Origin of the sequence: Caballeronia sp. SL2Y3 (assembly GCF_022879575.1) — a bacterium.
Taxonomy (GTDB): Bacteria; Pseudomonadota; Gammaproteobacteria; order Burkholderiales; family Burkholderiaceae; genus Caballeronia.
In genome coordinates this window covers 466,899-483,831 of record NZ_CP084262.1, presented here as the reverse complement: position 1 = coordinate 483,831, position 16,933 = coordinate 466,899, and the positions used below count along the sequence as shown (strand labels likewise).

Annotated in this window: 18 protein-coding genes; 7 read left to right on the top strand and 11 right to left on the bottom strand. The window is 64.4% G+C overall.

The genetic code is table 11. The features are described from left to right. The first annotated feature begins 42 nt into the window (after positions 1 to 42). Positions 43 to 1,236 (top strand): M20 aminoacylase family protein, encoded by a 1,194-nt coding sequence (locus LDZ26_RS21120; RefSeq protein WP_244850536.1) that lies wholly within the window; start codon positions 43 to 45, stop codon positions 1,234 to 1,236. A 6-nt stretch (positions 1,237 to 1,242) separates the two neighbouring features. Here the strand turns inward: LDZ26_RS21120 and LDZ26_RS21115 are convergent, their stop codons facing one another. Then, entirely contained in the window at positions 1,243 to 2,115 is an 873-nt protein-coding gene (locus tag LDZ26_RS21115) for an endonuclease/exonuclease/phosphatase family protein (protein WP_244850535.1), read from the bottom strand. Positions 2,116 to 2,272: 157 nt separating this feature from the next. Here LDZ26_RS21115 and LDZ26_RS21110 point away from each other — a divergent pair, with 157 nt between their 5' ends. Beyond that, positions 2,273 to 2,731 (top strand): DUF4019 domain-containing protein, encoded by a 459-nt coding sequence (locus tag LDZ26_RS21110; protein WP_244850527.1) that lies wholly within the window; start codon positions 2,273 to 2,275, stop codon positions 2,729 to 2,731. Between the two features lie 18 nt (positions 2,732 to 2,749). Here LDZ26_RS21110 and LDZ26_RS21105 read toward each other — a convergent pair whose 3' ends face one another. From LDZ26_RS21105 to LDZ26_RS21075, 7 genes are all read right to left on the bottom strand, one after another. Further along, positions 2,750 to 3,055 carry a high-potential iron-sulfur protein gene (locus LDZ26_RS21105; protein ID WP_244850526.1) on the bottom strand — a complete coding sequence of 102 codons (306 nt, stop codon included), beginning with the start codon at positions 3,053 to 3,055 and terminating at the stop codon, positions 2,750 to 2,752. Positions 3,056 to 3,441: 386 nt separating this feature from the next. Continuing rightward, positions 3,442 to 3,570 carry an oxalate:formate antiporter gene (locus tag LDZ26_RS21100; RefSeq protein WP_244850524.1) on the bottom strand — a complete coding sequence of 43 codons (129 nt, stop codon included), beginning with the start codon at positions 3,568 to 3,570 and terminating at the stop codon, positions 3,442 to 3,444. 27 nt (positions 3,571 to 3,597) lie between these two features. Further along, positions 3,598 to 4,992 (bottom strand): OFA family MFS transporter, encoded by a 1,395-nt coding sequence (locus LDZ26_RS21095; RefSeq protein ID WP_244850523.1) that lies wholly within the window; start codon positions 4,990 to 4,992, stop codon positions 3,598 to 3,600. Between the two features lie 245 nt (positions 4,993 to 5,237). Continuing rightward, the gene (locus tag LDZ26_RS21090; RefSeq protein ID WP_244850522.1) at positions 5,238 to 6,023 is read right to left on the bottom strand and encodes an enoyl-CoA hydratase; all 786 of its coding nucleotides are present in this window, start codon (positions 6,021 to 6,023) and stop codon (positions 5,238 to 5,240) included. A gap of 13 nt (positions 6,024 to 6,036) precedes the next feature. Further along, a complete protein-coding gene (locus LDZ26_RS21085) occupies positions 6,037 to 7,680 on the bottom strand; it encodes an acyl-CoA synthetase (protein WP_244850520.1) in 1,644 nt (547 codons plus the stop codon). Between the two features lie 31 nt (positions 7,681 to 7,711). Then, positions 7,712 to 8,347, bottom strand: a complete 636-nt coding sequence (locus LDZ26_RS21080) for a glutathione S-transferase family protein (protein ID WP_244850518.1) — start codon at positions 8,345 to 8,347, stop codon at positions 7,712 to 7,714. Between the two features lie 26 nt (positions 8,348 to 8,373). After that, the gene (locus LDZ26_RS21075) at positions 8,374 to 9,000 is read right to left on the bottom strand and encodes a glutathione S-transferase family protein (RefSeq protein ID WP_244850516.1); all 627 of its coding nucleotides are present in this window, start codon (positions 8,998 to 9,000) and stop codon (positions 8,374 to 8,376) included. Positions 9,001 to 9,137: 137 nt separating this feature from the next. On the opposite strand from LDZ26_RS21075, the gene LDZ26_RS21070 reads away from it, so the two are divergent. The 3 genes from LDZ26_RS21070 (at position 9,138) to LDZ26_RS21060 (ending at position 11,270) form a co-directional block, all read left to right on the top strand. Beyond that, positions 9,138 to 9,281 carry a hypothetical protein gene (locus tag LDZ26_RS21070; protein ID WP_244851136.1) on the top strand — a complete coding sequence of 48 codons (144 nt, stop codon included), beginning with the start codon at positions 9,138 to 9,140 and terminating at the stop codon, positions 9,279 to 9,281. Between the two features lie 178 nt (positions 9,282 to 9,459). Further along, positions 9,460 to 10,596 (top strand): porin, encoded by a 1,137-nt coding sequence (locus LDZ26_RS21065; RefSeq protein WP_244850514.1) that lies wholly within the window; start codon positions 9,460 to 9,462, stop codon positions 10,594 to 10,596. A 56-nt stretch (positions 10,597 to 10,652) separates the two neighbouring features. Continuing rightward, complete coding sequence (locus LDZ26_RS21060; protein ID WP_244850512.1) at positions 10,653 to 11,270, top strand: hypothetical protein; 618 nt, start codon at positions 10,653 to 10,655, stop codon at positions 11,268 to 11,270. A 428-nt stretch (positions 11,271 to 11,698) separates the two neighbouring features. Here LDZ26_RS21060 and LDZ26_RS21055 read toward each other — a convergent pair whose 3' ends face one another. From LDZ26_RS21055 to LDZ26_RS21045, 3 genes are all read right to left on the bottom strand, one after another. Next, entirely contained in the window at positions 11,699 to 12,601 is a 903-nt protein-coding gene (locus tag LDZ26_RS21055; RefSeq protein WP_244850510.1) for a DMT family transporter, read from the bottom strand. A gap of 13 nt (positions 12,602 to 12,614) precedes the next feature. After that, entirely contained in the window at positions 12,615 to 12,989 is a 375-nt protein-coding gene (locus LDZ26_RS21050; protein WP_244850508.1) for a hypothetical protein, read from the bottom strand. A gap of 69 nt (positions 12,990 to 13,058) precedes the next feature. Further along, the gene (locus LDZ26_RS21045) at positions 13,059 to 13,733 is read right to left on the bottom strand and encodes an HAD family hydrolase (RefSeq protein ID WP_244850506.1); all 675 of its coding nucleotides are present in this window, start codon (positions 13,731 to 13,733) and stop codon (positions 13,059 to 13,061) included. Between the two features lie 167 nt (positions 13,734 to 13,900). On the opposite strand from LDZ26_RS21045, the gene LDZ26_RS21040 reads away from it, so the two are divergent. Further along, positions 13,901 to 15,019: a 3-deoxy-7-phosphoheptulonate synthase gene (locus LDZ26_RS21040; RefSeq protein WP_244850500.1), complete on the top strand. Its 1,119-nt coding sequence runs from the start codon at positions 13,901 to 13,903 to the stop codon at positions 15,017 to 15,019. Between the two features lie 117 nt (positions 15,020 to 15,136). After that, entirely contained in the window at positions 15,137 to 16,933 is a 1,797-nt protein-coding gene (locus LDZ26_RS21035; protein WP_244850499.1) for a GGDEF domain-containing protein, read from the top strand.

Genomic DNA, 16,933 nt, shown 5'->3' with positions numbered 1-16,933 from the left:
CGTCGACAATGCCGTATTCATCATTCGACGCAAGAGGACAGCATGCCGATCATTCCCGAGATCGCCGAGGCGCAGGACGAACTCAAGGCCATTCGCCGCGACATTCACGCGCATCCCGAGCTTTGCTATGAAGAAGCCCGCACCGCCGATCTCGTCGCGAGCAAGCTCGAAAGCTGGGATATCGAAGTGACGCGCGGACTCGGCAAGACAGGCGTGGTCGGCGTGCTGAGGAAGGGCACGAGCCCGCGCGCGATCGGCCTGCGCGCGGACATGGACGCGTTGCCGATTCCCGAACTCAACACGTTCGCGCATGCGTCGAAGCACGAGAACAAGATGCACGCCTGCGGCCACGACGGCCACACCGCGATGCTGCTCGGCGCGGCGCGCTATCTGGCGAAGCATCGCGACTTCGACGGCACCGTGGTCTTCATCTTCCAGCCTGCGGAAGAAGGCGGCGGCGGCGCGAAAGCGATGATCGACGATGGCCTCTTCAAGCAGTTCCCCGTCGATGCCGTGTTTGCGCTGCACAACTGGCCCGGCATGGCCGCGGGCAACTTCGGCGCACGCGTGGGCGCGACGCAGGCATCGAGCAACGAGTTCGAGATCCGCATCGAAGGCGTGGGCGCGCATGCCGCGATTCCGCACGATGGCATCGATCCCGTCTTCACCGCGTTGCAGATCGGCACGGGCTTGCAGAGCATCGTGACGCGTAACAAGCGGCCTATCGACGCCGCCGTGCTCTCCATCACGAAGATGGAAGCGGGCCATGCGGTGAATGCCATTCCGACGACCGCGACCCTCGCGGGCACGGTGCGCACGTTCTCCGTCGAAGTGCTCGACCTGATCGAGACGCGCATGAAGGAGATCGTGACGGCGACGGCGGCGGCGTACCGATGCAAGGCCGAAGTGAACTTCGTGCGCAACTATCCGCCGACCGTGAACACGGAAGCCGAGACGCAGTTCGCGCTCGGCGTGATGCAGGAAGTCGCGGGCGCGGATCACGTGAACACGAACGTCGATCCGACGATGGGCGCGGAAGACTTCTCGTACATGCTGCTGGAACGTCCCGGATGCTATGGATACATCGGCAATGGCCTCGGCGCGCATCGCGAGCATGGGCATGGCATCGGCCCGTGCATGCTGCACAACAGCAGCTACGACTTCAACGACGAAGTCCTGACGCTCGGATCGACGTACTGGGTCAAGCTCGTCGAGAAGTACCTCGCGCGCGGCTGACGCACACTAACGCAGTTCCAGCCACATGGGCTGATGGTCCGATGACCGGCTCTGCTGATCCGCCTCGCAAGCCGCGATGCGCGGCGCGAGGTCTTCGGTCACGAAGATGAAGTCGCACGCGAACGGACCGTCCGCCCATTGTTCGTGATCGTAGAGACCGACCGTCGCGGCGCGCGGCTCGTTCGGATGCGCGTGAGACCAGGCATCGACGAAAGAGGGCGCATCGGTCATCGGCTCCAGCATCGCGCGATACGCCGCGCCTTCGTAGGCGCTGTTGAAATCGCCGCAGACGATCGCCGACATGGGCCGCGCCGTATCGGCGAACGGGCTCGCGAGCGTCTCGGCCTTCGCCGGGCGGCGCGCATGCTCGCACGCTTCGCGATGCAACTCACGCAGCCGCGCGACCTGCGCGAGACGCTGCGTCTCCGAATAGAACTCCAGATGCGTGCTGATGACGCGCAGCGGCCCGACATCCGTTTCGATGACCGCTTCGAGCGCGACGCGCAGCATCGACGGCTTCGCCGGATCGGCGGGCCACGGCAGCGAATGACGCAGCACTTGCCGCACCGGCAAGCGGCTGACGATGGCGTTGCCGAACTGCCTGCGCGCCGTGCCTGAGCCTACGGACGGCAAATCCGAGCCTATTGCTTCGATGACCGTCGCGCCCGGCATGAGGCTCGCCAGTTCCGCGAATTGATCCGCGTCAGGGCCTCCCGCTAGCCCGCCCGCCTGCTCGCCCTCGTGAAAGCCGCGCGTGACTTCCTGCAGGCAGAGCACGTCGAACTCGCACAGCGCCTTCGCTTCCGTGACGATCCTCGCCACATCGACGCGGCCATCCACCCCGCGTCCCCATTGCATGTTCCAGTCGACCAGTCGCATGTCGCGTCTCCTTCGAACGTTGTATCCGGCTCCAAGGATGCGCGTGACCGCAGCATCCAGTACGCCTGACGAAACGCTGAATTTCAGACTGTCTCATAAAAGCGCGACCTACAATTGCTGAAAACCAATACGCAATCCTCACACTATGAAAACACGCATGAACAAGCGGCTGGCCGCGTTGGCGCTGATGTCGTTGGCGGTGCTATCCCACGCGCAGCCGACGCCTTCGCTGACGCGCGAACAACAGGCGGGACTCGACAAGCAGGATCAGGACATCGCGCAAATGGCCGATGTCATCGTGAAGATGATCGATCAGAACAAGACGGGCGAAGTGTGGGATGCGGGCTCGGCCGTCGCGAAGAAAGTCATCACGCGCGAGGACTTCGTGAGCAAGGTCACGCGCGACCGCGCCGCGCTCGGCACGCCGGGCATGCGCATGCCGATGGGCGTCAAGCACCTGCATTTCGACGGCACCGGCAACATGCCCGCGGGCTGGTTCATGAGCGTTTCGTTCGATACGCAGTTCAGCCAGGCGCGGCAGTCGGCGCGTGAAGTGGTGACGTTTATGCTGGATCCGGACAGGGTGTGGCGGTTTGTGGGGTATTCGGTGCGGTGACAGTTCGCCAGCCGCCCCTCACATATTCGTATAAGAAGCACACCACCCGCGCCCGGCCACGAGCTTTGCGCCGAACAGCGTGCAGCCGCCCCACGCATCGGTGGACTTGCCCTGAAACAGCGAGCAGTTCGCGCACGCCTGATCCGCTGCGTAGTTCGGGTACTTCGCCTTGTCGACCTTCGCGGCATCTTCCTTGTAGCCGACGGCAATGGCTGCGGGATCGGTTTCGCTCAAATGCGGCGCGTCGGCGCTGGCTCGCGTGAGCCAGAGCGATGCGCCGGCGCCCGTCGTCAGAATCAGGAAGTGTCGGCGAGAGGTGGTCATAGGAAGCGGAAGTGATGAAGGGCGTCCAGGCATCCCGCACGATACGCCGACTCGCGCCGCGCCGCACGCGCGGTTCACGAACGGGCGATCGTTTTTCTTCGGTCGCGAGAACGCCGCTCAACCTTCGCGCGCGCCTGCCGTTAATCCTGCCAGAACGGCAAACGTACAACACTCCACGCAGCGCCGCTGCGACCCAACTTCGAAGGAGAACGACAATGACTGAAGCAGACTGGATGATGGCAGGCGTGTATCTGTTCAATTTCGTGGCGGGCACGCTCCTTCTGAGCGCGCTCGCGCGACGCAGCCTGAGCCGGCAAAGCCAGCGCGGCCGTTAAGCGCGCCGCGAAGCCGGGCGCCGGAACGCGGCGTCCGGCTTGACGGCCGCGTTACTTGAAGAGCTTGACGGCCTGCGCGAGCGTGTTGGTGATGCTCCACGCGAGCGGAATCAGCACGTAGAGCCAGAACAGCAGCAACAGGCCCTTGTTCGACGAGCCGCGTTCGTATTGGTGGTTCATGCGGGTCTCCTTGTGGGTCTCGTTCATTCAGCTGGCCGTGGCCGCCGTGTCCATGTGATGTTTCTCATCCACGCGCTTGATGAGAAGGTTGCATACGAAACCGATCACGAGCAGCGCCGCCATGATGTGCAAGGTCATGGTGTAAGCATCCGACTTCGCGACGCCGTGCGCCACTTCGTAGGCGCGGATGTAGTTCACGAGCACCGGACCCGCGATGCCCGCCGCTGCCCACGCCGTCAGAAGACGCCCGTGAATGCCGCCGACGAACGCCGTGCCGAACATGTCCGCGAGGTAAGCCGGAATCGTGGCGAAGCCGCCGCCGTACATCGAGAGAATCACGCCGTACGCGAGCACGAATAGCGCGATGTTGCCGGCCTGCGCGAACTGCGGCACGAGAAAGTAGAGCACCGCGCCCAGCGCGAAGAACACGAAGTAAGTGTTCTTGCGGCCGATCCAGTCCGACGCCGACGCCCACACGAAGCGTCCGCCCATGTTGAAGAGCGACAGCAGGCCGACGAAGCCCGCCGCCGCGCCCGCCGTGATCGACGACTTGAAGCTCTCCTGAATCATCACCGACGCTTGACCGAGCACGCCGATGCCCGCCGTCACGTTCAGAAAGAGCACGAGCCACAGCAGATAGAACTGCGGCGTCTTGAGCGCCTGATCGATGTGCACGTGGTTCTTCGTGATCATCTTGTTCGCGGTGGCAGGCGGCGTCCAGCCGGCCGGCTTCCAGTCCGCCGGCGGGATGCGGATCGCGAGCGCGCCGATGGTCATCGAGATGAAGTAGAGCACGCCCAGCACCACGAAGGTCTCGGCCACGCCCACGCTGGTCGCGCTCTTGAAGTAGTTCATGAGGGCGACGGAGCCGGGCGCGGCGATCATCGCGCCGCCGCCGAAGCCCATGATCGCCATGCCGGTGGCCATGCCGCGCCGGTCCGGAAACCAGCGAATGAGCGTCGATACCGGCGACACATACCCGAGCCCCAGGCCGATGCCGCCGATCACGCCATAGCCGAGATAGAGCAGCACGATCTGATGCACGTACACGCCGAGCGCGGACACGAGAAAGCCGCCGCCGAAGCAGCAGGCCGCGGTGAACATGGTGCGGCGCGGGCCGACTTTCTCCAGCCACTTGCCCGCAAAGGCCGCCGACAACCCGAGAAACACGATGGCGAGCGAGAAGATCCAGCCGAGCGTCGTGAGCGACCAGTCGTCCGGCGCGGACTGCGTGATGCCGATCGCGCGCGTCAACGGCGCATTGAAGACGGAGAACGCATACGCCTGCCCGATGCAGAGATGCACGGCGAGCGCTGCGGGCGGCACCATCCAGCGCGAGAAGCCGGGCCGGGCGATGGTCGCTTCCTTGGAAAAGAAGCCATGCGGGCCGTGCGCGGCCCCTTGCTTGATGGTGCTGTTCATCGTGGTCTCCGTGGCGCGCCGTTCGCCATCCTTCTGGCGTGGCGCGCTCGTCTTTACTTTGTCGTGGGCTGTGCGCGGCACGACGCACCGCTATGCATTCCGGCAAACATGCGATGGAACGACATATAGGCGCGACATTCGGTCACGGCTGCGCATGACGTTAGACAAGAGCGATGGGCTTTGCAATATGAACCGGGTCGCCATAAGCGTTTGCCCCAGCCCCGCATCAGCAGACGCGTGATGCGTCACCAGCGCGGCGGGCGCTTCTCGATGAACGCCTGCGTGCCTTCGAGCGCGGACTCGTCCATCATGTTGCAGGCCATCGTCTCGGCAGCGAGCGCGTATGCCGCTTCGATGCCCGTTTCGAGCTGCCGGTAGAAAAGCCGCTTGCCCGCCGCGACGGCTTCGCGCGGCTTGCGTGCGATGCTCGCGGCAAGCACGCGCACGGCGTCATCCAGTTCGTTCGACGATGCGACGCGGTTCACGAGGCCACGTTCGCATGCTGTGTGCGCATCGATGAAGTCGCCGGTGACGAGCATCTCGAACGCGGCCTTGCGCGAGACGTTGCGCGAGAGCGGCACGCTCGGCGTCGCGCAGAAAAGGCCCAGATTCACGCCGGATACCGCGAAGCGCGCTTCGTCGGATGCAACGGCGAGGTCGCACATCGCGACGAGCTGACAGCCCGCCGCCGTCGCGATGCCATGCACGCGCGCGATGACCGGCTGCGGCATGCGTTGGATCGTCATCATCATCCGCGAACACCGTGCGAAAAGCGCGCGATAGTAGGCAAGCGACGGCGTCGCGCGCATTTCCTTGAGATCGTGGCCCGCGCAAAAGGCGCGTCCCGCGCCCGCGATCACGACCACGCGCGCATCGGATTCAGCGATGCGATTTAGTTCGTCGTCCAATGCATCGAGCATGGACTCGGAGAGCGCATTGAACGCACTCGGGCGGTTCATCGTGACCGAGACCGCGCCTTCCACGCCATATGCGTCGCGTTCGACGCAGACGAGTGTTTCCGTATGGCTCATGGCGTGGTCTCCATCAAACGTCGATTGCCGCGACCGAGCCCGCGCGCTTGCGCAGTTCGAACTTCTGGATCTTGCCGGTCGATGTCTTCGGCAACTCGCAGAACTCGATTGCACGCGGCACTTTGAACCCCGCGAGCAGCGTCTTGCAGTGCGCAATCAGTTCTTCTGCGCTCGCCTCAGCGCCGGCCTTCAGTTCGACGAAGGCGCAGGGCGTCTCGCCCCAGCGCGCATCCGGCTTGGCGACGACCGCGACGGCCATCACGGCCGGATGCCGATAAAGCGCGTCCTCCACTTCGATGCTCGATATGTTCTCGCCGCCCGAGATGATGATGTCCTTGCTGCGATCCTTGATGCGCACGTAGCCGTCCGGATACGCGACGGCCAGATCGCCGGTATGAAACCAGCCGCCGCGAAACGCTTCTTCCGTCGCGCTCGCGTTCTTCAGATAGCCTTTCATCGTGATGTTGCCGCGGAACATGATCTCGCCGATGCTTTCGCCGTCAGCGAGAACCGGCTCCATCGTCAGCGGATCGCGCACGCTGACCGCATCCTGCAAGTGGTATCGCACGCCTTGACGCGCATTGAGTCTCGCGCGTTCGCCGATATCGAGCGTGCTCCATTCGGCCTGTTGCGCGCAGACGGTCGCGGGTCCGTAGACTTCGGTGAGGCCATATACATGCGTCAGTTCGAAGCCGAGCCGCTCCATGCCTTCGATCATCGCGGCGGGCGGCGCGGCGCCCGCGACCATCGCGTGAACCTTGTGCGTGATGCCGGCCTTCATGTCGTCCGGCGCATTGACGAGCAGGTTCTGCACAATAGGCGCGCCGCAATAATGCGTGACGCGCTGGCGGCGAATCAGATCGAAGATCGCCTTCGCGTCGATCTTGCGCAGACACACGTTGACGCCCGCGCGTGCTGCCACCGTCCACGGAAAGCACCATCCGTTGCAATGGAACATCGGCAAGGTCCACAGATACACCGCATGCTTCGGCATGTCCCATTCGAGGATATTGCTCACCGCATTCGTGTAAGCGCCGCGATGATGATAGACGACGCCCTTCGGATTGCCCGTCGTTCCCGACGTGTAGTTCAGGCAGATGGCATTCCACTCGTCCGACGGCGGCAGCCATTCATACGCCGCGTCGCCACTCGCGAGCAGCGTCTCATAGTCGATTTCACCGATGCGTTCGCCCGCACCGGCGTACTGCGGGTCATCGACATCGATCACGATCAGCGGTTGCGGCACGTCTGATAGGGCCTTCTTCACGACCGCAGAGAACTCGCGATCCACGATGATCGCCTTCGCTTCGCCGTGCGTCAGCATGAAGGCGAGCGTGGCGGCATCCAGGCGCGTGTTGAGCGTGTTGAGCACCGCGCCCGTCATCGGCACGCCGAAGTGCGCTTCGACCATCTCGGGCGTGTTCGGCAGCATGGCCGCCACCGTATCGCCCAAGCCGATGCCGCGCGAAGCCAACGCGCAAGCGAGACGTCGCGTGCGCGCGTAGGTCTCGGCCCATGTGCGACGCACATCGCCATGCACGACCGCGAGCCGCGTCGGATAGACGGATGCCGCGCGTTCGATGAACGTAAGCGGCGTCAGCGCCGCGAAGTTGGCGGCGGTCTTGGGAAGGCCTTCGTCGTATTTGCCGGCGTTCATGGTCGTGGTCCTCGTGCGGATGCGGCGGTTATCAAGCCAGATCGTCGAGCTTCACTGCAAAGCCGCGCTGCACGCCGTCACGCGCGAACAGCGCTTCGTACCAACGCTTCACGTTCGGATAAGCGTCGAGCGAAACTTGATGGCGCTCGTGCCGCCACGCCCAGCCGAGTATCGCGAAGTCGGCGACGGACAGCGCGCCCGCGACGTACTCCACTTCGCCGAGCCGCCTGTCGAGCACGCCGTACAAGCGGCGCGTTTCGTCGGAATAGCGTTTGAGGCCATAGCGCCGGTCGCTTTCCGCTTCGACCATGCGAAAGTGATGCACCTGTCCCGGCATCGGACCGAAGCCGCCCATCTGCCACATCAGCCATTCGAGCACGGGCACGCGCTCGCGCAGGCTCGCGGGCAGGAACTTGCCGGTCTTCTCGCCGAGATAGAGCAGGATGGCGCCGGATTCGAATACGCTGATCGGCTGACCGTCAGGGCCTTCGGGATCGACGATGGCGGGAATGCGATTGTTCGGGCTGATGCGCAGAAAGTCCGGCGCGTGCTGTTCGCCCTTCGTGATGTTCACGGTCCTGACCGTATAGGGCAGTTGCATCTCTTCGAGCGCGACGCTGATCTTGCGTCCGTTCGGCGTGTTCCACGTATGCAGTTCGATAGTCATGGCGGGTCGCTCTCGATAGGGTGAAGTCAGGTCAATTCGTGCGCGACATACCGCTGAAAGCCCGCGCGTGCCGACTGCTTCGCGTACCAGCGTTCGAGATCGGGCAGCGACGGCCGCGCGAGTTCCGCGATGCCGTACCAGCGCCGCGCATACGCCGCGATGACGAGATCGGCCAGCGTGAACGTGCCGCCTTCGAGATAGTCGCGGCCCTTCAGATGCGCATCGAGCATGCGCCAGAGCTTTTCCACTTCCAATGCATCGGCTTCGAGCTGCTTGACGTGGCGCTTCGCTTCGGGCGTTCGAACATAGCCCCAAAAAACAGGGCGTTCCGCGGGCTGCAGCGTGGACAGCGTCCAGTCGAGCCAGCGGTCCACGCTCGCCCTGACCTTGGGATCGGCGGGATAGAGCGCATCGTCGCGGCCATATTGCATGACCAGATAGCGGATGATCGAATTCGATTCCCACAGCACGAAGTCGCCATCGACGAGCGTGGGTATGCGGCCCGTCGGGTTCATCGCCAGATAGCCGGGCTCGTGATTGCGGCCGAACTGCATGCCGGCGTCGATGCGCTCATAGTCGAGACTCAATTCGTCGCAGCACCACAGCACCTTCTGCACGTTGACCGAATTCGCTCGGCCCCAGATGGTCAGCATCGGACATTGCCTCCGTCGAAGTATTCGTTATCGACAAGCATAGCGTCTAACGATGGCGCGCTGTGCTTTGCCGCTTTGCAGCATGAGATGCGCGAGGCGTGTCTATCATAACTACTGATTCAGCGCGTATGGAGCGAATGCTACTGCTGCCGCACGCGGACCGCGTGTATGTGCCCGAACGTGCGCGCATCGTGTGGGAGGGCAGCACCGCGCGCTTCGAGCAAGAGATGGGCGAAGGCTTTCTCGACGCCGCGCCATCGGGCACGACGCAAGCGGTGTGAGGCTGAGTCTCGCGCGAAAAGCGTTGCGCAAAACACCACACAAATCGCTCCCGTTTGCATGGATGCGTGCGCTGCGATATCTGGTGTGATAAAAGTCCGCGTGCTTTTTTCGAGGCGCGCTGGCTGTGCGCCGAAAACGAGCGCATCACATCGACAGAAATAGACGCAGAAGACACCCATGAAGACGATCACCTCGCGCGCGGCAAGCGCGTTCGCCGCATCGGCCATTGCATTGGCCTGCCAGTCCGCTTTCGCGCAAAGCTCGGTCACGCTGTACGGCGTCGCCGACGTCGGCGTGCGCTATCTCACGAACGCCAACGCCAACAACGACGGCAAGGTGTTCATGACCAACGGCGCGGTCACGAATAGCCGCTTCGGCCTGAAAGGCACCGAAGAACTGGGCGGCGGCCTGAAGGCGGTGTTCCGGCTGGAAAGCGGCGTGGAACTGCAAAACGGCCAGTACTCGGACAGCCAGCGCGAATTCAACCGCGCGGCCTACGTGGGCCTCGCGAACCAGTACGGCGCGCTGACGCTCGGCCGCCAGAAGACGCCGCTCTTCGACATGCTCGGCGATGTCTACGACCCGCTCACCGTCGGCAACTACTTCGAGAACGCATGGCTGCCGGTGGCGTTGGGCGCGGGCCTCTATGCGGATAACGCGGTGAAGTACACCGGCACGTTCGGCGGCCTCACGCTCGGCGCAATGTATTCGTTCGGCACCAACTCCACGGCGACGGGCGCAGGCGGCTTCTCCGGTCAGGTGCCGGGCCATATGGGCGCGGGCAACATGTACGGCTTCACGGCGTCGTACACGGTCGGGCCGCTTTCCATCGACGGCGGCTATCAGCAGAACAGCGACAACGCCAGCAACAAGCAGAAGATCTGGAACGCGAACGTGGTCTACGCCATTGGACCGGCGAAGGTGTACGTCGGCTATCTGCATTCGACCGATGACACGGGCTTCGTCGACAGCGTGCTCGCGCAGCGCAATCTCGTCGCGGGCGTCGATATTCTCAAGGGGTCCGGGCGCCGCGACGACGGCCCGTTCGGCGGCGTGACGTGGCAAGTGACGCCCGCGCTCTTGCTCACCGGCGCGTTCTACTACGACCACATGAAGAACGCGGCGATCGGCGGCGGCGCGACGGGCAGCGGCAATCGCTATACGGGCGTCGCGCTCGCGGAGTACGCGCTTTCGAAGCGCACGGAAGTGTATGGCACCGTCGACTTCAACAAGGTCACGGGCGCGGGCGTGGTCGAACTGCCGGGCCGGTCGAACCAGACGGGCGTATCGGTCGGGCTGCGCAACCTGTTCTGACGCGCCGCGCGCGGGTGCGGAATTTGCGTCTCCGGCATCAAAAACCGGAGACGACCATGCCCGATACGGCACATGATGACCCTTGCAGGCTCGGTGTCGCGTTCATCGACGCGCAATTGATGACGCTCTACACGCACGCCGGCCTGCTCGCCGACTGGATCGACCACGGCGAGCGCGCGCCGGACTTGAGCGCGGTCGCGCGGCTGCTCGCGCAGCGCCATGCAAGGCCGGAAGCGCACACGCACAGCGAAGACGGCATGCCGATGAAGCATGAGCCGTCCGACGACCTTCCCGCGTGGCCAACCTTCGACGACGCGCGAGCGCGCATGGCGTTCGCGCTGCACGTGCCCTGCACGAACGCGATTCTCGCGGTGGCGGATTTCTTCGATGTGCATCGGCTGTCGAATTCGCGTACGCCCGAGGTTCAGTTCCTCATGCGTCTGCGCGATGCGGCGGTGAACGGGAACCGCTTTCATATCGCCGGGAACGAGTACATGCCGCATGCGGCGTACGGCGGTCTTATCATCGACAAGACACTGGACGGCAAGCCTCTGATGGGCGAAGGCGCGCAAGAAGGCTTCATCGCGTTCGGCGATGTGATCGGACTGCTTCGCTATTTGCGCAAGCTCCTGACGAGCATGCAGTCGGTGATCAGTTCGGGCGATGCGGGCTAGAAACGAAAGCGGCCGCTGACGATAAGTGATCAGCGCGTGATCAGCGGCCGCGTCGATCAGTGCTTGACCGACTCCGGCTTACTCAGCCGATTTCTTGTGATGTTTGTGATGCTTATGCGTCTTGCTGTAAGCGGGGCGCTTCGGGTTGGCCGGGTATTCGGCCGCAGCGAACGACAGCGTAGGCGCAGCGAACGCGGCGAGCACGAACAGAACGAGAGTTTTTTTAACGGCAGTTTTCATCGGAAGCTCGCAGAATAAAAGTGGTGGACGGCGGAGCGGCGAACGGTCGTTTGCCGGCATCGCACGTCATAGGTCACATGGAGAACTACAGAACTGCGCTCGGCAGTGTACCTGCGCAAAAAGACAGCGTGCCACGTCGATGTGACGTTGTTGCGAATTTGCCCCAACGTCAGGCGGTCACGCGTGTTTCATGCGTTGGGGCCGTCGGGCAGCTTGCGCTGCCACGCGACGACGATCGCGCTTCCCACGATCAACACGATGCCCGTGAGCGACAGCGGCGCGATGACTTCTCCCCACACCGCATAGCCGAACAACGCGGCCCACACGATGCTCGTGTAGTTGAACGGCGCCAGCGCGCCCGCATCCGCGCGGCGATACGCGACCGTACACAGCAATTGCCCGGCGGTGGCGAACACGCCGATGAGCGCCATGACGCCGAGCGCGTGCAGCGTCGGCGTCTTCCACTCGAACGCGAGCGTGCAGCCGGTCACGGCCGTGCCGACAGCCGAGAAGAAAAAGACCGTGGTGCGTGAATCGTCCGTGGCGCGAATCCGCTTGATCTGAATGAGCGACAGCGCGCCGAAGAACGCGCAGCCCAGCAGCAACAGCGGCCCGAGCCAGTGCGACTCGCCGCCGCCGGGACGCACCACGAGCAGCACGCCGACGAAGCCCGCACAGGCGGCGCACGCGCCGCGCGCCGTCATCTTTTCGCGCAGCAGGAAAGGCGCGAGCACGACCACGATCAGCGTCTCCGAATAGGCAATCGCGACGGCTTCGCCGAGCGGCATGTATGGCAGCCCCGCGAAGAAGAATGCCGACGCGCCGAGCAGCGTCAGCGCGCGCACGGTCTGTCCTTTGAGGTCGAGCGTCCGGATGCGTTCGCCGAGAGACCGCGTGCCGGTGCAGCACATCGCGAACGCGGGCATGAGGCCGAACAGCATGCGGAAGAACGTCACTTCGTTGGCGGGATACTGCAGCGCGACGCTCTTTGCGAGCGCATCGACGATGGCGAAGCAGAACATCGACGCAAGAATGCAGCCGATGCTCGCAAGCGGTAGGTCGCCGCTGCGCGCGGCGATGGAAGTGGTCATGTCGTTCGACGTCTTAGGGCTTGCGCGTGCTCCGCGACCTGCGCGGTTTCGGCTCGACGCCGATGCGCGGATCGCGCGCGAGAACGAGTGCCGTCAATTGCTGCGCGACCGTCTCGAAGTCCGGATGTTCCTGCGCCACGTAAAGCCATTTCCCGAGCACCGGATGCGGCTCTAACGCCGCGATGGCATCGACGAGCGCGGCGTGCCGCTCCTGCGACGTGCACACGAGCAAGCCGTTCCACGGCTTCTCGCGGTCCGCCGCGACGAGACACAGCATGCCGTCGAGATACGCGGCGTCGCATCCGAACATGCGTTTGCGGATGAACGCGGCGTCGCGCTCGAAGGGCTCGAAAATCCAGACGAGCGAATTGCGAATCGAAGAAGGCATGGGCGAGATCGTCCTGTAGCCGCAAGATTCTCGCACGGCTTTCCCGCGTTTCCGATGACGCCGCTGTTGCTACGGCCGCGCGGCCACCTCGTCCAGATGCGCGAGCAGATCCGCCGGGTCTTCGTAGACGCGCAGCGCGCCCGCGCGTTCGAGCTCGTCGCTGCCATAACCGCCCGACAAGAGACCGACGCCGAGCGAGCGGCAGCGGCGCGCAGCGAGCATGTCCCAGATGCTGTCGCCGACGACCACCGTATGCTCGATCGGCACGTTCAGCCGTTCGGCTGCGGCGATGAACAGATCGGGATCGGGCTTCGCGTACTTCACGTCGTCGCGCGTGACGACGACCTGCTTCGACGCATCCACGCCCAGCGCTTCCAGATTGACCGCGGCGGTCTCCATGCGGCCGCTCGTCGCGATGGCCCAGCGCGTGCCGGCTTCGGTCAGCGCGGCGAGCAGTTCGCGCGCGCCCGGCAGCGGGCAGACCTGCGCGCGCAGCCGCTGGTACGCCTCGGCATGCAGCCGCCGCAGATGGTCCACCCTCTCCGCGCTGATTTCGCCGTGCGTCTCGCGCAGCAACTGATTGGTGAAAAGTCCGCCGCTCATGCCGATCTTGCGATGGATGCGCCACACCGACAAGTCGATGCCTTCCGCATCCAGCGCTTCCTTCCAAGCCAGCACGTGCTGATACACGCTGTCGACGAGCGTGCCGTCGAGGTCGAAGAGAAACGACGTTTCGATTCGCATGGTGTTCTCCCTGGATGAAGCACCATCATACGCACCGATCGCGGCTCGCGTTCGCGTGCATCGTCATCAATGCGATAATCGAACTTCGCAAGGAAAGACCGCAACCGCGCGCAAACGCCGCATTGCAACTGCATATCACGCTTAGATAACGCATGACGGAGCCTACTTTGAGCCGCATCGACAATCCCGCCCGCGACCAGGAAGCCGGCGTGGCCGACTCCACGCAAGACACCACCCGCATCGACGACACGCGCATCGGCGCGGTGCGTCCGCTGATTTCGCCCGCGCTCCTGCTCGACGAACTGCCGGTCACGCCCGCCGTGCAGACGCTCGTCGAGGCGAGCCGCGCCGCGATTGCCGACATTCTGCACGGCCGCGATGACCGCCTCGTGGTCGTGGTCGGCCCGTGCTCCATTCACGACCACGGCCAGGCGATGGACTACGCGCGGCGTCTCAAGACCGTGGCCGAGCGCCTTTCCGACGACCTCTGCATCGTCATGCGCGTGTACTTCGAGAAGCCGCGCACGACGGTCGGCTGGAAAGGCTATATCAACGATCCGCGTCTGGACGGCAGCTTTCGCATCAACGAAGGGCTGCGCCGGGCGCGCGAGCTTCTGCTCGAAGTGAGCGGCCTCGGCTTGCCCACGGCGACCGAGTTCCTCGACCTGCTGAGTCCGCAATACATCGCGGATCTGATCGCGTGGGGGGCGATCGGCGCGCGCACGACGGAAAGCCAGAGCCATCGGCAGCTTGCGTCGGGGCTGTCGTGTCCGATCGGCTTCAAGAACGGCACCGACGGCGGCGTGCAGGTCGCGGCGGATGCCATCGTCGCGGCGCGGGCGAGCCATGCGTTCATGGGCATGACGAAGATGGGCATGGCGGCCATCTTCGAGACGCGCGGCAACGACGACTGCCACGTGATTCTGCGCGGCGGCAAGAAAGGCCCGAATTACGATGCCGAGAGCGTGGCCGCGAGTTGCGCCGCGCTTGCCGCGCTCGGCCAGCGCGAACAGGTGATGATCGACTGCTCGCATGCGAACTCCAACAAGTCGCATCTGCGTCAGGTGGATGTCGCGCAGGACATCGCGCGTCAACTGTCGGCGGGCGAGAAGCGCATCACGGGCGTGATGATCGAAAGTCATCTCGAAGAAGGGCGGCAGGACCTGAAGCCGGGCGTGCCGCTCAGGCACGGCGTTTCGATCACGGATGCCTGCCTCGGCTGGACGCAGACCGAGCCCGTGCTCGAATTGCTCGCCACCGCCGTGCGCGCCCGCCGCGCGCGCTAGACAACGCGGTAAGGGACATGGGCGCACCCGCGCGGTGCATCGCTTCACGAAAGCTTCATTCAAGTTCGTGACACGCGCACCGTTAGCTCGGACGATAGCCCGCTTATAGAAAGGCCCATGTCCGCCAGCCTCTGCGCCAATGAAACATCGCGTCCCAGCATCGAAGAACTCATCGCGTCCAATGCGCTGACGGCCGTGTTCCAGCCGATCGTGCGCTTCGCCGACGGCGAGGTCATCGGCTATGAAGGTCTTATTCGCGGGCCGGCCGGCAGCGCGCAGGAATCGCCCGCCGTGCTGTTCGAGCAGGCCACGCGCGAGCGGCGTGGCGTCATGCTGGAGCACGCGGCGGCGCGCGTCTGCATCGCGGCGTTCGCCCAGCTTGCGCGCAGCGGCCTGCTCTTCATCAACTTCAGCGCAGCGGCCATCGAGGCCGCGCTCGGCGAACGCGAGACGCCGGGCTATCTCGCAAGCGACAGCGGTCTGGATGCGAAGCGGCTCGTCATCGAACTGACCGAACAAAGCGTGATTGCGGACGCCGAACGCTTCGGCGCGACCGTGCGCGCGCTGCGGGCGTCGGGTCCGCAGTTCGCGCTCGACGACTACGGCAGCGCCAATGCCTCGATGAATCTGTGGGTGCGGCTCGCGCCGCACTACGTGAAGATCGACCGCTTCTTCGTCTCGGACATTGCGCGTGACTCGCTCAAGTTCGAAGCCGTGAAGGCGATGGTCGCGTTCGCGAACGCGAGCGGCGCGCATCTGATCGCGGAAGGCATCGAAAGCGAGGCGGACCTGGAGATCGTGCGCGATCTCGGCATTGCATGCGCGCAGGGTTTCCTGCTCGGCAAACCCGCCGCGACGCCGAGCGCGCGCGTGCCGGATGCCGTCGCGCGTGCGTTGCGTTCCGCGCAGATCTCGGTCTATCCGGCCCGCACGCGCATGGGCGCGACCGCCGACATGAACGCGGTGCTGCTAGAACGCATGCTCGTCGAAGCGCCGACGCTCAGCGTCAAGTCGCGCAACGACGACGTCGCGCGCCTCTTCAACGAGCGGCCGTCGCTGCATGCGGTGGCGATCGTGGACGATGGCCGCCCGGTCGCGCTCATCAATCGGCGCTCGTTCATGGATCAATACGCGCTGCCGTATCACCGCGAAGTGTTCGGCAAGCGGCCTTGCATGCAGTTCGCGCATCTCGCGCCGCTGATCGTCGAACGCGGCTCCACGCTCGAAGAGATCGCCCGGCTTTTTACGAACGACGATCCGCATGATCTGTCGGACGGGTTCATCGTCACGGAGAACGGGCGCTATGCCGGACTCGTGACGGGCGCGAGCATGGTGCGCGCCGTGACCGAAGTGCGCGTGGAAGCGGCGCGCTACGCGAACCCGCTCACGTTTCTGCCGGGCAACGTGCCGCTCAATTCACATATCGACAGACTGATTGCGAACGGCTCGGCGTTCGTCGCGTGCTACTTCGATCTCGATCACTTCAAGCCGTTCAACGACCGCTACGGCTATTGGCAAGGCGATGAAGTGCTGAAGGCCGCCGCGAACGCGCTGGCCTCGGTCTGCGAGCCGACGCGCGATTTTCTGGGTCACATCGGCGGCGACGACTTCTTGCTGCTCTTCCAGAGCGACGACTGGCGCGAGCGCGTCGCGCGCGCCATGCATGCGTTCGACGAACTCGTGATGCGCTTCTACTCGCCCGAAGAACGGCTCGCCGGCGGTATTCACGGCGAAGACCGGTTTGCGCGGCCCGCGTTTTTCGGCTTCGTGCGGTTTTCGGCGGGCGCGGTGCGCGTGGCGCCCGGCGCGGCGCGCGGCAGCGCGCACGTCAGCGCGACGGCGGCAGTCGCCAAGCGCGCGGCGAAGGAAGAGGCGAGCGGCTTCGTGGTGATGGACATGCGCGAAGCCGAATGA

Bases quoted from the DNA above. Each gene is read 5' to 3' on its own strand.
- LDZ26_RS21055 (WP_244850510.1), bottom strand. From the start codon at position 12,601: ATGACCACTTCCATCGCCGCGCGCAGCGGCGACCTACCGCTTGCGAGC.
- LDZ26_RS21080 (WP_244850518.1), bottom strand. From the start codon at position 8,347: ATGACTATCGAACTGCATACGTGGAACACGCCGAACGGACGCAAGATC.
- LDZ26_RS21105 (WP_244850526.1), bottom strand. From the start codon at position 3,055: ATGACCACCTCTCGCCGACACTTCCTGATTCTGACGACGGGCGCCGGC.
- LDZ26_RS21100 (WP_244850524.1), bottom strand. From the start codon at position 3,570: ATGAACCACCAATACGAACGCGGCTCGTCGAACAAGGGCCTGTTGCTG.
- LDZ26_RS21060 (WP_244850512.1), top strand. From the start codon at position 10,653: ATGCCCGATACGGCACATGATGACCCTTGCAGGCTCGGTGTCGCGTTC.
- LDZ26_RS21045 (WP_244850506.1), bottom strand. From the start codon at position 13,733: ATGCGAATCGAAACGTCGTTTCTCTTCGACCTCGACGGCACGCTCGTC.
- LDZ26_RS21075 (WP_244850516.1), bottom strand. From the start codon at position 9,000: ATGCTGACCATCTGGGGCCGAGCGAATTCGGTCAACGTGCAGAAGGTG.
- LDZ26_RS21115 (WP_244850535.1), bottom strand. From the start codon at position 2,115: ATGCGACTGGTCGACTGGAACATGCAATGGGGACGCGGGGTGGATGGC.
- LDZ26_RS21035 (WP_244850499.1), top strand. From the start codon at position 15,137: ATGTCCGCCAGCCTCTGCGCCAATGAAACATCGCGTCCCAGCATCGAA.
- LDZ26_RS21050 (WP_244850508.1), bottom strand. From the start codon at position 12,989: ATGCCTTCTTCGATTCGCAATTCGCTCGTCTGGATTTTCGAGCCCTTC.
- LDZ26_RS21120 (WP_244850536.1), top strand. From the start codon at position 43: ATGCCGATCATTCCCGAGATCGCCGAGGCGCAGGACGAACTCAAGGCC.
- LDZ26_RS21095 (WP_244850523.1), bottom strand. From the start codon at position 4,992: ATGAACAGCACCATCAAGCAAGGGGCCGCGCACGGCCCGCATGGCTTC.
- LDZ26_RS21085 (WP_244850520.1), bottom strand. From the start codon at position 7,680: ATGAACGCCGGCAAATACGACGAAGGCCTTCCCAAGACCGCCGCCAAC.
- LDZ26_RS21070 (WP_244851136.1), top strand. From the start codon at position 9,138: ATGCTACTGCTGCCGCACGCGGACCGCGTGTATGTGCCCGAACGTGCG.
- LDZ26_RS21110 (WP_244850527.1), top strand. From the start codon at position 2,273: ATGAACAAGCGGCTGGCCGCGTTGGCGCTGATGTCGTTGGCGGTGCTA.
- LDZ26_RS21065 (WP_244850514.1), top strand. From the start codon at position 9,460: ATGAAGACGATCACCTCGCGCGCGGCAAGCGCGTTCGCCGCATCGGCC.
- LDZ26_RS21090 (WP_244850522.1), bottom strand. From the start codon at position 6,023: ATGAGCCATACGGAAACACTCGTCTGCGTCGAACGCGACGCATATGGC.